The sequence below is a fragment of the Phreatobacter sp. genome, from assembly GCF_022843985.1.
Classification (GTDB): Bacteria; Pseudomonadota; Alphaproteobacteria; order Rhizobiales; family Phreatobacteraceae; genus Phreatobacter.
The window spans coordinates 1-14,933 of sequence record NZ_JALHMP010000050.1; the positions used below are offsets into that span (position 1 = coordinate 1).

Annotated in this window: 12 protein-coding genes and 1 tRNA gene; 10 read left to right on the top strand and 3 right to left on the bottom strand. The window is 68.5% G+C overall.

The window, feature by feature from the left end; translation table 11 throughout:
- From Q0C57_RS20890 to Q0C57_RS20905, 4 genes are all read left to right on the top strand, one after another.
- Window positions 1–1,285 (top strand): MltA domain-containing protein (locus tag Q0C57_RS20890; protein WP_296579818.1); only part of this gene is annotated, 1,285 nt, incomplete at its 5' end.
- Window positions 1,282–1,857 (top strand): Smr/MutS family protein, encoded by a 576-nt coding sequence (locus Q0C57_RS20895; protein WP_296579821.1) that lies wholly within the window; start codon window positions 1,282–1,284, stop codon window positions 1,855–1,857. The genes Q0C57_RS20890 and Q0C57_RS20895, both read left to right, overlap by 4 nt.
- A 109-nt stretch (window positions 1,858–1,966) precedes the next feature.
- Entirely contained in the window at window positions 1,967–2,521 is a 555-nt protein-coding gene (locus tag Q0C57_RS20900; RefSeq protein ID WP_296579824.1) for a hypothetical protein, read from the top strand.
- A 204-nt stretch (window positions 2,522–2,725) separates the two neighbouring features.
- Window positions 2,726–3,364 carry a ribonuclease T2 gene (locus tag Q0C57_RS20905; protein WP_296579829.1) on the top strand — a complete coding sequence of 213 codons (639 nt, stop codon included), beginning with the start codon at window positions 2,726–2,728 and terminating at the stop codon, window positions 3,362–3,364.
- A 451-nt stretch (window positions 3,365–3,815) separates the two neighbouring features.
- Here Q0C57_RS20905 and Q0C57_RS20910 read toward each other — a convergent pair whose 3' ends face one another.
- Window positions 3,816–6,206 (bottom strand): transketolase, encoded by a 2,391-nt coding sequence (locus tag Q0C57_RS20910; RefSeq protein WP_296579831.1) that lies wholly within the window; start codon window positions 6,204–6,206, stop codon window positions 3,816–3,818.
- 133 nt (window positions 6,207–6,339) lie between these two features.
- Here Q0C57_RS20910 and Q0C57_RS20915 point away from each other — a divergent pair, with 133 nt between their 5' ends.
- From Q0C57_RS20915 to Q0C57_RS20925, 3 genes are all read left to right on the top strand, one after another.
- Entirely contained in the window at window positions 6,340–6,804 is a 465-nt protein-coding gene (locus Q0C57_RS20915) for an Lrp/AsnC family transcriptional regulator (RefSeq protein WP_296579834.1), read from the top strand.
- Between the two features lie 90 nt (window positions 6,805–6,894).
- On the top strand, window positions 6,895–8,754 hold the full coding sequence (locus tag Q0C57_RS20920; protein ID WP_296579836.1) for an extracellular solute-binding protein: 1,860 nt from the start codon (window positions 6,895–6,897) through the stop codon (window positions 8,752–8,754).
- Window positions 8,755–8,904: 150 nt separating this feature from the next.
- Window positions 8,905–9,258, top strand: coding sequence for a cytochrome c (locus Q0C57_RS20925; protein WP_296579839.1), 354 nt, complete (start codon window positions 8,905–8,907; stop codon window positions 9,256–9,258).
- Window positions 9,259–9,297: 39 nt separating this feature from the next.
- Here Q0C57_RS20925 and Q0C57_RS20930 read toward each other — a convergent pair.
- Window positions 9,298–9,372, bottom strand: a tRNA-Thr gene (locus Q0C57_RS20930).
- A gap of 178 nt (window positions 9,373–9,550) precedes the next feature.
- Here Q0C57_RS20930 and Q0C57_RS20935 point away from each other — a divergent pair.
- Together Q0C57_RS20935 and murA are read left to right on the top strand one after the other, a co-directional pair.
- A complete protein-coding gene (locus tag Q0C57_RS20935; protein ID WP_296579842.1) occupies window positions 9,551–9,721 on the top strand; it encodes a hypothetical protein in 171 nt (56 codons plus the stop codon).
- Between the two features lie 157 nt (window positions 9,722–9,878).
- Entirely contained in the window at window positions 9,879–11,171 is a 1,293-nt protein-coding gene (gene murA / locus Q0C57_RS20940) for a UDP-N-acetylglucosamine 1-carboxyvinyltransferase (protein WP_296579843.1), read from the top strand.
- 85 nt (window positions 11,172–11,256) lie between these two features.
- On the opposite strand, the gene Q0C57_RS20945 is transcribed toward murA, so the two are convergent.
- Window positions 11,257–11,550, bottom strand: a complete 294-nt coding sequence (locus Q0C57_RS20945) for a hypothetical protein (protein ID WP_296579846.1) — start codon at window positions 11,548–11,550, stop codon at window positions 11,257–11,259.
- A 688-nt stretch (window positions 11,551–12,238) separates the two neighbouring features.
- Between Q0C57_RS20945 and Q0C57_RS20950 the strand changes: the two genes are divergently transcribed.
- Window positions 12,239–14,836, top strand: a complete 2,598-nt coding sequence (locus Q0C57_RS20950; protein WP_296579849.1) for a DNA methyltransferase — start codon at window positions 12,239–12,241, stop codon at window positions 14,834–14,836.
- Window positions 14,837–14,933: the final 97 nt, after the last annotated feature.

Below are 14,933 nucleotides of genomic sequence, written 5' to 3' on the forward strand. Positions count from 1 at the left end.
CGAAGCCGCCTCCGGGGGCGCGCCCGCCGGCCCCCAGGTGCCGGCGACAGCCGCCGAGGAGGCAGCACCCGCCGATGTCGCCGGGGGGCCCTTCACGCTGCCGCCGCCCCATGCTTCCGGCTTTCCCTTCGTCTTTCCCGGCACCTGGAGCGAACCGGTCGCCTTCGCCGCCCTTCCGGGCTGGGCCGAGGACCGCCAGGACCGGACGCTCGCGGCCTTCCGCCAGTCCTGCCGGCCGATCCTTGCGGCGCGGGCGGCGCCGCGGGCGGCCCCCGACATCTGGCGCGCCCTGCGCGACATCTGCCCGCGGGCGCTGGCCCTCGCCGATCCTGTCCCGGTGGAGGCGGCGCGCGCCTTCTTCGAGGCCGAGTTCCGCCCCGTCCGCTTCGCCCGTTTCGCTGACAGGTTCGAGGAGGACGGCTTCCTCACCGGCTATTACGAGCCGGAGGTTCTGGCCTCGCGCGAGCGCACCACGGTCTTCTCGGCACCTTTCCTGCTACGGCCTGACGACCTCACGTCAGCCCGCGGCAGCACTGCGGGCTTCGACGCCCGCTCCGGTGCCGGTCGCTGGGTCGGCGGGCGCTTCCTGCCCTATTTCGACCGTGGCGAGATCGAGCAGGGCGCCCTCGACGGCCGCGGCCTCGAGATCGCCTGGGCCCGCGACCAGACCGACGTCATGTTCACGCAGATCCAGGGCTCGGCCCGGCTGCGCTTTCCTGACGGCAGCACCCTGCGCATTGGCTATGCCGCCCATAACGGCCATCGCTACGTGCCCGTCGGCCGCGTCATGATCGAGCGGGGCCTCGCCACCCGCGAGCAGATGTCGATGGACTTCATCCGCACCTGGATGGCCGAGAATCCAGAAGCCGCCCGCGACGTGCGCTGGCAGAACCGCTCCTATGTATTCTTCCGCGTCAAGAGCGAACTCGCCGCCGAAGACGGCCCGATCGGCGCCCAGGGCGTGCCGGTCTCCGACTGGCGGACCATTGCCGTCGACCGCAATGTCCATGCCTATGGCACGCCGGTCTTCATCAGCGCCCTGCTCCCGACCGGCCAGACGGAAAGCGGCGAGCCCTTCCGCCGCCTGATGGTGATGCAGGACACCGGCTCGGCCATTGTCGGCCCGGCCCGCGGCGACCTCTATCTCGGCACCGGTGTCGAGGCGGGGTCGACGGCCGGGCGCATCCGCCACCGCGCCGACTGGTTCGTGCTGCTGCCGAAGGCGCTGGCGCCCGAGGCCGCTGCGGTGCCTGTGCCCGAGCCGCGGCCGGAGGCGAGGCCGTGAGCCGCCGCCCGCGGCACCTGTCGCCCGAGGATCGCCGGCTCTGGACCCATGTGGCGGCGAGCGTGAAGCCGCTCGATCCCGCCCGCGCCCTTGCCCTGCCCGAAGAGCCGGAACCGGTCCCCGCGCCGCCGGCGGCCAAGCCTGCCCGCGCCCCTGCTGCGCCGCGCTCCATCGTCCCGGCCCTTCCGCCGCCGCCGCCGCTGGCGGCGCTGGAGAAGGGCCTGAAGCGCAAGCTCTCACGCGGCCGCCGCGACGCCGATGCGCGCATCGACCTGCACGGCCTGACCCAGGAGGCCGCCCATCGCCGGCTGATGGCCTTCCTGCGCCAGTCCCAGGCGGCCGGCCACGGCCTCGTCATCGTCATCACCGGCAAGGGCGCGCCGAAGCGCCTGCGCGAGCTCGATGAAGAGGCCTTCCGCCCCGATCCCTATGCCAGCCGCGGTGTGCTGCGCCGGGTGGTGCCGCAATGGCTGGCCCTTCCCGACATGCGGGCGCTGGTCATCGGCTTCGAGGAGGCCGCCGCCGGCCATGGCGGTACCGGCGCGCTCTATGTCCGCATCCGCCGCCCCTGAGGGCCAGGGCACGCCGATTTCGCCGGGGCTGTGGCCCCTGCGCTCTTGACCGGCGACCGCGCCGGATGGATCGTCCGGTCGTCATCCCGCCGATCCGGAAGAGCAGCCCATGCGGAACCGCCTTTTCGCCCTCGCCCTCGCCGTCCTCTGCGCCGCTCCGGCCGCGCAGGCGCAGACCGTCCTCGGCGATGATGGCGGACCGCGCGGGCTCGCTGGCTCGACCTATACGACGGGCCGGGTGCCGGGCGCCGCCTATCCCGGCGCGGTGGTGCAGGACCTGCGGCTGCGCGGACCGGTCGGCGTCGCCCTGTTCCGTGACCCGCGTTTCCAGAACCGGCTGCTGCCCTGCGATTCCGGCCTGGCCCTGGAGCGGATCCAGGAAACCTTCGCTGAGAAGGAGGCGCAGTTCTGGAACTCGTCCCTCGGGATCCGTGGCTTCGACCGGGTCCGGCTGGTGGCGACCAACCCGCATGGCCAGAACCTCATCCCGCGCCGCTATTGCACGGCGCGTGCCCTGCTCTCTGACGGCCGCGTCCGCACCGTCAGCTATGCGATCCTTGAGGACCAGGGCACGATCGGCGCCACCTGGGGCGTCGAATGGTGTGTCCACGGCCTCGACCGCGGCCGCAGCTTCGATCCGGCCTGCCGCATGGCGCGGCGCTGATCCGGACAACTACCAGTCCCGCTCTTTGTTCTTGATTTGTTCGATGTCCCTCGGCTAACTCGATCAGCCGGGAGGGGGAGGGTGCCCATGATGACCCGCATGCGCGCAGGTTCTGGTCTTGCAGGTTCTGGTCTTGCAGGTTCTGGTCTTGCAGGTTCGTGTCTCGCATGGTGTCGCGCCACCGCCGCCGCGGTGCTCCTCTCCGTGCTGGTGGCCGCGCCGCCCGCCCTGGCGCAGGCCCGGCCGGGTGCACCGCCCGGCGAATACGATTTCTATGTCCTGGCCCTGTCCTGGTCGCCCTCCTTCTGCGAGGCGACGAGCGAGCGCACGTCGCGCTCCATGCAATGTGCCGGCGACCGACCCTTCCATTTCGTCGTCCACGGCCTCTGGCCGCAGTTCCACCGCGGCTTTCCGGAATATTGCCAGGTGCCGGCGCCCGTGCTGGAGAACCGCACCGTCTCCGCCATGCTCGACATCATGCCGGCGCCGGGCCTCGTCCGGCACCAGTGGTCGAAACACGGCACCTGCTCCGGCGCCCGTTCGGCCGCCGCCTATTTCACCCAGGTGCGGCAGGCCCGCGCCAAGGTGCGCATCCCCGCCGAATACGAGACCATTGCCGAGCCGCGCATGGTCACGCCGGACGAGGTGGAGGAGGCCTTCGTGCGCGTCAATCCCGGCCTCACCCGCGAGATGATCGCGGTGCAGTGCGACCAGCGCCGGCTGCGCGAGGTGCGCATCTGCATCGGCCGCGACATGAACTTCACCGCCTGCCAGGAGGTCGACCGCCGGGCCTGCCGCCGTGACCAGCTGGTGATGCCGCCGGTGCGACCCGGCCGCAGTTGAGCGCGGCGGCGTTAACCGTCGGACCAGGGCGGGAACGAAACCCGTCCGAATCACGGACATCGGTCGGATCGTTTTTCGTTCCGGCCCCCGGGAGCCGCTTTCGCCGCAGTTGGGCTCGAGGCAGTGACCGCCTGGATCCGCGAAGCCGCTGGGGCGTCCGCCAAGCCTTAACCGTGGCGTGTCGTTTCGGGGCAGCGGAAACGGCGCCGGGGGTCCGTCGCCGCGCCTCCGCCGCACCGCCGTCGCCACGCGAGACGGGCCCCGGGACGCCGGGTTGTTAATCCCGGGATCAGCCGGCGAACGAATCGCGCCCGAATCAGGAGCATGGTCGTGTTCCCGCTTCGTCCGCGGCGCCTCTGCCGCTTTGGGCCGCCCGTGGCCCGCCGCGGGAGCGCCATCCGTTGGCGGGGTGGCTCCGGGCGTTAACGTTTCCGTCCCCCGCCGGGACGCCTCAGGCCAGCGCCGAGAGGTACCGGACGGGGCGCTTGCCGAGGATCGCTTGCGCCGCATGGAGGATGGCGTTGGTGTCGATGCCGTGATGGCGGTAGAGGTCGCCCACCGTGCCGGTCTGGCCGAAATGCTCGACGCCCAGCGACTTGACCCGGTGGCCCTGCACCGCCCCGAGCCAGGCCAGCGTCGCCGGGTGGCCGTCGACGACGGTGACCAGGCCGCAATCGCGCGAGAGGCCGCCGATCAACCGCTCCACATGGCTGGTCGCGTCGTGATGGCCGCGCTGACGTGCCCGTTCCGCCGCGGTCCAGCCGGCATTGAGCCGGTCCGCCGAGGTGACCGCGAGCACGCCGACATCGCGGTGTGTCTCGGCCAGCAGGCCGGCGGCGGCGATAGCCTCCGGGGCGGTCGCGCCCATATAGGCGAGGGCCACGCCGGCATTGGGCCCCGGACGACGCAGCCAGTAGCCGCCATTGATGATGTCGGCGGACAGGCCTGCATCCATGACCCGCTGCGGCTGGTCGATGCTGCGCGTCGACAGGCGGAGATAGACCGAACCGCCGGTCTCGTCGCGCAGCCAGGTCTCCTCGTCGCGGTCACCCTCGCCGTCGCGCTGCATATAGTCGAATCCGAACCGCATGATGGCGGCGAGCTCGTCGACGAAGGCCGGTTCGAAGGCTGCCAGCCCGTCCTGCGCCATGCCGATCAGCGGCGTGCCGATCGACTGGTGGGCGCCGCCCTCCGGCGCCAGCGTGACGCCCGACGGCGTCGCCACCAGCATGAAGCGGGCGTCCTGGTAGCAGGCATAATTCAGCGCATCGAGGCCGCGCTGGATGAAGGGATCATAGAGCGTGCCCACCGGCAGGAGCCGCTCGCCGTGGATGGAATGGGTCAGGCCGAGCGCCGACAGGAGGATGAACAGGTTCATCTCGGCAATGCCGAGCTCGATATGCTGGCCCTGCGGGGAGAAGTCCCAGGTGAAGGTGGAGGGAATGCGCTCCTGCTTGAACGTATCCGCCAGGCTCTCGCGGGCGAAGAGGCCGCGCCGGTTGACGAAGGCGCCGAGATTGGTCGAGACCGTGACATCCGGCGAACAGGTGACGATGCGCTCGGCGAAGGGCTCCTGGCCGCGGGCGATCTCGTTGAGGATCAGGCCGAAGCCCTGCTGTGTAGCCATCACCGGCTGCATCGGCACCGCCAGCCGCTCCGGGATCGGCAGTTTCGCCCCGGTATAGCGCCGCCGCCCCTTCGACGCGAAAGGCACGGTCTTCAGAAAGCCCTCCAGCGTCGTCGCCGGCACACCAAGCCCCTCGAAGCGCTCCCATTCATGGCCCGGCCGGACGTTCATGGCGGCGCGGAAGGCCTCCATCTGCGCCGGCGTCATCAGGCCGGCATGGTTGTCCTTGTGGCCCTGGAAGGGCAGGCCGAAGCCCTTGATCGTATAGGCGATGAAGCAGACGGGGCGATCGTGGTCGATGCCCTCGAAAGCGTCGAGCAGCGAGGGCATGTCGTGGCCGGCGAGATTGGTCATCAGCCGCGCCAGGTCGCCGTCGGAGCGCCGGCCGATCAGGGCAGAGACCGCGCCCTGGTCGCCGATATCGTCCTCCAGCCTCTTCCGCCAGGCCGCCCCGCCCTGGTAGCAGAGCGCCGCATAGAGTTGGTTCGGGCAGGTGTCGATCCAGCGCCGGAGCGCCGCGCCGCCGGGCTCGGCGAAGGCCGCTTCCAGCAGCTTGCCATATTTGAGGATCACCACGTCCCAGCCGAAATTGCGGAACATGGCCTCGAAACGCTCCCACAGCCCCTCGCGCACCACGGCGTCGAGGCTCTGGCGGTTGTAGTCCACCACCCACCAGGTGTTCCTGAGGCCGTGTTTCCAGCCCTCGATCAGCGCCTCGTAGATATTGCCCTCGTCCATCTCGGCATCGCCGATCAGCGCGACCATGCGGCCCTCCGGCCGGTCGAGCCCCCAGCCATGGGCGCGCACATAGTCCTGGGCGAGGGAGGAGAACAGCGTCTGCGCCACGCCCAGCCCGACCGAGCCGGTGGAGAAGTCGACGTCGTCGATGTCCTTGGTGCGCGAGGGATAGCTTTGCGCCCCCTTGAAGCCGCGGAAATTCTCCAGTTTCTCGCGCGTCTGCTGTCCAAGGAGATACTGGATCGCGTGGAAGTTCGGGCTCGCATGCGGCTTCACCGCCACCCGGTCCTCCGGCCGCAGCACGGCGAAATAGAGCGCCGTCATGATCGTCGCCAGCGAGGCCGACGACGCCTGGTGTCCGCCAACCTTCAGCCCGTCGGCACTGGCGCGCAGGTGGTTGGCATTGTGGATCGTCCAGGAGGCGAGCCAGAGGATCTTCTGTTCCAGCGCGGCGAGAGCGGCAAGACGGTCGGTCATGGTGGGGAGCTTCCCTTGGGGACCGCCATGATGCCGAAACTGGCCGGCAGCCTCCTGCTAAAAAACACCTGACAGCAACGACACAAAGAGCAGCATCTGCTACGATGATCGCTCAGATCGACAGGTTCTGCTCATGATCAGGCTCGACGCCATCGACCGTCGCATCCTCGCGGAACTGCAGCGCGACGGCCGGATGACCAACCAGGCCCTGGCCGAAAAGGTCGGCCTGTCGCCGACCCCGTGCCTCCGGCGCCTGCGGCGGCTGGAGGAGGCAGGCATCATCGGCGGCTATGTCGCCGTCGTCGACCAGAAGGCGGTGGACCTGCCGGTCAGTGTCTTCATCTCGATCAAGCTGGAGCGCCAGCGCGAGGAGGACCTCGACCGCTTCGCCGAGGCTGTGGCGCGCTGGCCGGAGGTGATGGAATGCTATCTGATGACTGGCCAGCGCGACTATCTCATGCGCGTCGTCTGCGCCGACCTGCCGGCCTATGAGCGCTTTCTCAAGGCGCGGCTGACGCGGCTCGACGGCATCGCCTCCATCGAATCCTCCTTCGCCCTCGCCCAGGTCAAACACACGAACGTGTTGCCGCTTGCCTGATGTGGCGGGCGGCGGGGCCGGCCACGGGCTTTGACAGGCGGCGCCGAGCCTCTACCCTTTCCCGACTGTTCGATCGCGAGGATCCCCGCCATGCCGCGCCTCTCCCGCCGCACCGTTCTGACCCTCGCCGCAGCCGGCGCCGGAGCGGGCCTTCTCGGCCGTGGCGCCCATGCCCAGACCGCTACCGAGAGCCACGGCCTCTCCTATTTCGGCGACCTGAAATATCCGGCGGACTTTCCCCGCTTCGACTATGTGAACCCGGATGCGCCCAAGGGCGGCACCTTCATTCACACCGCCTCGACCTGGTCCTTCAACCAGAACCCGACGACCTTCAACACCATGAACACGCTGGTGCTGCGCGGCGACGCGCCGCCCGGCCTCGACGACATCTTCGCCACCCTCATGACCGGTGGCGGCGACGAACCCGATTCCATGTATGGGCTCGCCGCCGAAAAGGTCGCCATGTCTGCCGACGGGCTGACCTACCGGTTCACCCTGCGCGCCGGCGCCACCTTCCACGACGGCACGCCGATCACGGCGGAGGACGTCGCCTGGTCGATCCTGACGCTGAAGGAGAAGGGCCACCCGCTGCTGCGCGTCGTGCTGCGCGACGTCGCGGGGGCGGTCGCCGACAATCCGCGCCTCGTCGCCGTCAGCTTCGCCCGGGGCCGCTCGCGCTCGCTGCCGCTGACCGTCGCCGGCCTGCCGATCCTGTCGAAGGCCTGGTACGCCAACCGCGACTTCGAGGCCTCCACCATGGACGTCCCGCTGGGCTCGGCCGCCTACAAGGTCGGCCGTTTCGAGGCCGGCCGCTTCATCGAATATGAGCGTGTCCGCGACTGGTGGGGCGAGAGGCTGCCCGTTTCCGTCGGCCAGAACAATTTCGACGTCATCCGCCTCGAATTCTTCCGCGACCGCGACGTCGCCTTCGAGGCCTTCAAGAGCCGCACCTACACGTTCCGCGAGGAGTTCACCTCGCGCGCCTGGGCAACGCAATATGACTTTCCCGCCGCCAGGGACGGCCGCGTCGTCCGCCGCGAGGTGCCGGACGAGACGCCGTCCGGCGCGCAGGGCTGGTTCATCAACACAAGGCGCGAGAAATTCGCCCATCCGAAGCTGCGCGAGGCGATCGGCCTCGCCTTCGACTTCGAATGGACGAACAAGAACGTCATGTTCGACAGCTACAGGCGCACCCATTCCTTCTTCCAGAACTCGCCGATGATGGCGGTCGGCAAGCCCTCGCCGGAGGAACTCGCCATCCTCGAGCCCTTCCGCGGCAAGGTGCCCGACGAGGTCTTCGACGAGCCCTATGTGCCGCCGGTCTCCAACGCCTCCGGCCAGGACCGCAACCTGCTGCGCCGCGCCACGCAATTGCTGCGCGAAGCCGGCTTCACCCTGCGGGACAACCGCCTGCTCGACCCCGCCGGCAGGCCGATGACCGTGGAATTCCTCGACTTCGACAATTCGCTCGAGCGCCACACCCAGCCCTTCGTCGCCAACCTCCGGCGCCTCGGCATCGAGGCCGCCATCCGGCGGGTCGATTCGGCCCAGTACCAGTCGCGCCTCAAGGACTATGACTTCGACCTGACCATCCGCCGCTACTCGCTCTCCCTCACCCCCGGCGAATCGCTGCGCACCTTCTTCGGCTCGGAGAGCGGCAAACAGCCGGGTTCGCAGAACCTCGCGGGTATCGCCGACCCCGTTGTCGACGCGCTGATCGCCAAGATCCTGGCGGTGAATACCCGCCCCGAACTGACGACACTCTGCCTCTGCCTCGACCGCGTGCTGCGCTCGGGGCGCTACTGGGTGCCCAACTGGTACAAGGCCTCCCACTGGATCGCCTATTGGGACCAGTTCGGCTATCCCGCGGCCAAGCCGAAATACAGCCGCGGCGTGCCGGCGACCTGGTGGTTCGACCCGGCCAAGGCGGCCAGACTCGAACGGACCTGACGGGTGCGGTCGCCTTTCCGGGTTGGCGCTTGATCGAGAACAAGGCCGGGTCCGGCTCCTTCGGCGTCAATGCGGCGGAGACGGCCCGGGCTCCCGCTGGTGCATCCTGCGCAGCGGACCGCGCCGCACCGGAACGCCGGAGGCGCCGCCATGTCGAGCACGAGCCGATCCCATGAGGGCCGCTCCCTGGCCCTTGCCGCCGGTCTCGCCGCCTGTCTGGCGGGTCTCCCGGCGCCGGCCGCGGCCGCCAGTATCCAGCGCGGGCAGACGCTGGCCCGCACCCATTGCGCCACCTGCCACGCCATCGACCGGTCCTCGCCGAGCCCGCTGACCATCGCCCCGCCCTTCCGCGACCTCCATCGCAACTACCCGGTGGAGAGCCTCTCCGAGGCCCTCGCCGAGGGCATCATGACCGGCCACCCCTCCATGCCGCAATTCCGCTTCGACCCCGACCAGATCGAGGATTTCATCGCCTTCCTGAAGAGCCTGGAACGGCGGCGGTAGGGCGGGCAATAACGGGGGACGAGGAGCAGGGAAGGAAGATGGTGCTGCGAGAGAGGATTGAACTCTCGACCTCTCCCTTACCAAGGGAGTGCTCTACCACTGAGCTACCGCAGCGAGGGCACCGGAGGCGCGAAACGATGCGCGGTGCGAACGGGACGCTTCCCTGCCACAGGGTGCGGCGCGATGCAAGGGCGGGGCTGCGATTTGCTGGCCGGCGGCGACGGGCGCGTTGCGCGCCGCCCTGCGGCGCGGCATCGTCGCGGCCCGGATGACGGGCGGACAGGGAGCGGCCATGGCCGGGGATGCGGACGAGGCGGGACGGCAGCAGAGGGTGGTTTCGGGAGCAGGCCCGAAGCCCAGGGATACCCGCGCCGAACGCCTCGCGGCCCAGCTCAAGGCCAATCTCAGGCGCCGCAAGGACCAGGCGCGGGGCCGTGCCGCGAACGAGGACGAGGCGGGCTGAACGGCCAGGCGGAATTCCGCCGCGTCGCCTTCCTTGTTTCGCCTCCTTTGGTCGGCTAGACGAAGGCCCCCGCCGGGCGGCAAGGTTCTGCAACGCTGCCGGGCGATTCGACGTCGGGCGCCCAGTCGAGGCCAGCCCTCCCTCCGAGGAGTTCCGCATGGACCGCATCCGCATCACGGGTGGACGCCCGCTTCACGGCACCATCCCGATCTCGGGCGCCAAGAACGCCGCGCTGCCGCTGATGATCGCCTCGCTGCTGACCGAGGACGAGCTGACGCTGGCCAATGTGCCGCGCCTCTCCGACGTCTCGAACCTTGCCCGCATCCTCGGCAATCATGGCGTCGACGTCACCATCGCCGGCAAGCGCAACGGCGACGAGGTGCTGACCGGCCAGACCGTCCGCCTCAACGCCCGCTCCATCGTCGACACCACGGCGCCCTATGAGCTCGTCTCCACCATGCGGGCGAGCTTCTGGGTCATCGCGCCGCTTGTCGCCCGCATGGGCCGCGCCAAGGTCTCGCTGCCCGGCGGCTGTGCCATCGGCACGCGCCCGGTGGACCTGCTGCTCATGGCGCTGGAGCGCCTCGGCGCAACCATCGACATCGACGCCGGCTATGCGGTGGTCTCCGCCGACAAGGGCCTGAGGGGCGCCGAGATCGACTTTGGCAAGGTCACGGTCGGCGGCACCCACGTGGCGCTGATGGCGGCCTCCCTCGCCGAGGGCACCACGGTCATCCACAACGCCGCCCGCGAGCCCGAGATCGTCGACCTCGCCGACTGCCTCATCAAGATGGGCGCCCGCATCAAGGGCCACGGCACGGCCACGATCGAGGTCACCGGCGTGCCGCGCCTGCGCGGCGCGCATCATGCCGTGGTGGCCGACCGCATCGAGACCGGCACCTATGCCATGTGCGTCGCCATGGCCGGCGGCGATGTTCTGCTGGAGGGCGCCCGGCCCGAACTGTTGCAGGCCGCCCTCGACGTGCTGGTGGAGGCCGGCGCCGAGATCTCCTCGACCAACGAGGGGATCCGGGTGAAGCGCAACGGCCATGGCCTGTCGCCGGTCAACGTCACCACCGACCCCTATCCGGGCTTCCCCACCGACCTGCAGGCCCAGCTCATGGGCCTGATGACCCGGGCCAAGGGCACCTCCCACATCACCGAGACGATCTTCGAGAACCGCTTCATGCATGTGCAGGAGCTCGCCCGCCTCGGCGCCCATATCCAGCTCGACGGCCAGACGGCGACCATCGAGGGCGTCGACACGCTGAAGGGCGCGCCGGTCATGGCCACCGACCTGCGGGCCTCGGTGTCGCTGGTCATCGCGGCACTGGCCGCCCAGGGCGAAACCACGGTGAACCGCGTCTATCACCTCGACCGCGGTTTCGAGCGGCTGGAGACCAAGCTCGCTGCCGTGGGCGCCGATATCGAGCGCATTTCCGGCAGCTGACCAACCGGCCAGCGCCGCTGTCGCCCGACGCAAAAGGCGCCGCTGGCGGCGGCGCCTTTCCCGGGACGGCTGGTGTCGCGCGCGGTCAGCCGCAGCGACGCTCGCGGCGGATGATGATCGTGCCGTTCGGACGCTGCGTGCGCACCGTCACGTCGCGGCAGCGCTCGCGGCCACGGTTGAAACGCTCCGAGCGCCGCTCGCGGATGATGACCCGGTCCGGGCCGCGATCACGCCGGTAGCTGCGGCGGTCGTCGCGCCGGTCGTCGCCTGACCGCACCGAAATACCGCCCTCGCCGGCGCGGATACGCAGGTCCTGGGCAAAGGTCGGTGCAGAGAAGAGCAGGGTGGCGGCAAGGGCGCCAAGGGCGATCAGTTTCATGGGGTCCTCGTGGGTGGTCTTGTCGGGAACAACCTGCGGGCATCAGATTGGTTCCCTGACAGGGCGCAGCGGACGGGGCCAAGGCCAGCTGCCGCCGGCGCTTCACCGGCTTGGAATCCCTTCCGGTCCGGCGCCGTAGCGCAGTCACGCCAGAGCGAGCCTGTCCGGCCACGGGAGCGACGGCGGGGTCCTGACCCTGCGCAGCACAGTTGATGCCGGCGCGATGGGCGGGGCATTGTGCCGGCGCCCTCTGTCGTATCGGGGGCGCTGGAATTCCTTCCGCCGCCGGACGCGAGGTCGTGGAAGGTCGTCCAGGCCGTGAACACCGGATTACCAGCCAACAAAAAAGCCCGGCGAACCGGGCTTTTCTGCGGGTTTCTGGACGATCTCGGATCGTCTGAAACAGGAAATTGGTGCCCAGAAGAGGACTGGCCGATACGAGCGATTTCCCGAGCAATTTCAATGGCCCTCGCAGGCCGCTTCGGGCTCTTGTGTACCTCCCCCGTGTGCCTTCGGCAAGCCCCGCCACCGATGCTGGTGACGCGGTGATGTACGCCAGTCGACCCATGCCCGATGTGATGCCCGGAGACGGACCCGCTCCATCACCCGCTGATGCGCCCCATCACGGACCATTAAGGCGGTTCGGTCACCTTGTCGGTACCCGTCGCCTGCCGGTAGCTTGCCCTGCATGACCCCTCCGCCAACCTCAGGTAGCGACCCGTTCGAGCCCTCCCGCTTCATCGGGAGGTGGAAGGGTGCAGCGGGGACTGAGAGGGGGGATGCACAGACGTTCTTGAACGAGCTGTGCCGCCTCATCGGAGTGGACCAACCACACGACCATCGCGAGAAGGGCCTGCCTGCCGAGGACTACTGCTTCGAGCGTGCCGTCAGGTTCCGTTACGAGGACGGTTCCACTTCTCCCGGCCGCATCGACCTGTACCGCAAGGGTTCGTTCGTGCTGGAGGCCAAGCAGTCCACCAAGCGGCAGAAGGGTGGTGACACCTACGACCAGTTCTCCTTCATGCTGGAGGCCGATGGTGGTGCTGTTGCAGTGAAGGAGCGGCCCCGGGCCAAGGCGGTGGCGTCCTCATGGGACGTACTTATGCGGTCCGCCAAGCGTCAGGCGGAGGACTATGCCCGGGCACTGGACGAGTGGCCGCCCTTCATCATCGTCGTGGACGTAGGTCACGCCATCGAGGTCTATGCGGACTTCTCGCGGCAGGGAAAGAACTACGCCCAGTTCCCCAACCGGAACGAGTTCCGCATCACGATGGACGACCTCCAGAGGGAGGAGGTTCGCGACCGTCTCAGGGACATCTGGACAGATCCCCTCAGCCTCGACCCCGCCACCCGGGCCGCCGAGGTCACGCAGGGCATCGCCTCCCTCCTCGCCAAGATGACTCAGTCGCTGGAGGCGCGGGCCAAGCTGGAGGACCCGACCCAGAAAGCGGAGCATGCCTACCGCATCTCGAAGTTCCTCATGCGGTGCATCTTCGCCATGTTCGCAGAGGACATCGGCTTGTTGCCAGCCGGTGGCTTCCTCAAGCTCATCGAGATGTACAAAGGCAGGGCAGACCGGTTCCACCACGCGGCCAACGACTTCTTCGACAAGATGGACAAGGGTGGCCACCTCCCGGCCATCCAAGCCGACATCCGCAGGTTCAACGGCGGCCTGTTCCGCGAGGCCATCTCGGTCCCCATCACCGAGGACGAGCTTGGCCTTCTGGAGCAGGCGGCCCGCCGTGACTGGAAGAACGTCGAGCCCGCCATCTTCGGCACGCTGCTGGAGCAGGCACTCTCAGACCGGGAACGGTCGAGCCTCGGAGCCCATTACACGCCCCGGGCCTATGTCGAGCGCCTCGTGGTGCCCACCATCGTGGAGCCGCTGCGTGAGGACTGGGACATCGTCCAGAGCGAGGCCATCGGCAAGTTCCTCGAAGGCGAGGCCCCCGCAGCCCGTGAGGCGGTGAAGCGGTTCCATGACCGCCTCTGTGACACGCTCGTTCTCGACCCTGCCTGCGGCACGGGGAACTTCCTGTACGTGGCGCTGGAGCTGATGAAGCGTCTCGAAGGCGAGGTGCTGGACTTCCTGAAGGAGCTGGGAGAACCGAACGAGCCGCTACGGACCATAGACCCCCACCAGTTTCTCGGCATCGAAAAGAACCCCCGGGCTGTCCCCATTGCCGAGCTGGTCCTCTGGATCGGCTTCATTCAGTGGTGGTTCCGCACCCGGGAGCGGGCCGTCATTCAGGAACCCATCCTCAAAGACTTCGGCACCATCAAGGTGGCAGACGCTGTCCTGGCCTTCGACCGGGAGGAACTGTTGAAGGACGAGAGCGGACGGCCTGTGACCCGTGCGGACCCGCAGGCAACGAAGCTCCACCCCATCACCGGTGAGGTGATCCCTGATCCGGATGCGCGGCTGGAGGTGCACCGCCTCGTGAACCCGAGGCCCGCCAAGTGGCCGATGGTGGACTTCATCGTGGGCAACCCGCCCTTCATCGGGGGCAAGGACATCCGTGCGGAGCTTGGGGACGGCTATGCCGAGGCTCTGTGGAAGTCCCGGGGCAAGAAGACCGACTCCATCGACTTCGTCATGTACTGGTGGGACATGGCCGCGACCATGCTGCGGGCCAAGGGCACCCGCCTCCGTCGCTTCGGGTTCATCACCACCAACTCGCTGACCCAGAAGTTCTCGCGAAGGGTGCTTGAGAAGCACCTGAAGGCCGCGAAGAACCCAATCTCGCTCCTGTTCGCCGTTCCGGACCACCCATGGGTCAAGAGTGGCAAGAGCACGGGCAAACGGGCGGCCGTCCGCATCGCGATGACGGTGGCAGAGCGGGGTGAGCGAGAGGGACAGCTTGCCGAAGTCGTCAATGAGAGCGGTCTGGACACCGACCGGCCTACAATCCTCGTTCGGTCTTCAGTTGGCCGGGTCTTGCCAGACCTCACCCTCGGCGCCGACATAACTTCAACGGTCCGGCTTCATGCCAACTCGGGGCTGGCCCACATGGGGGTGAAGTTGCACGGCGATGGCTTCATCGTGACTCCCCAGAAGGCTGCCGCATTGGGCTTGTGGGCCCCGCGAAGCCAATATCTGAGGGACTTTGCCAATGGCCGAGACCTTGCCGAGCATTCGCGGGGACTACTGGTAATCGACGTTAACGGGACCGATGAGCAGACGCTGAGGCAACGTCATCCACCTGTCTGGCAGCACCTATCAGAGACGGTCAAACTCGCCCGAGAGGCGCAGGTGGAGAAGTCTGTCCCGCGACAATCAAGATGAGAACGGCGCGTCAATCAGGATGAGAGTCTGACGCTGGTGGACCACGCAAGGAGGGCCGGAGGCCCGACTGGAGTGGTCCACCAGCGTTGCCGTCCTT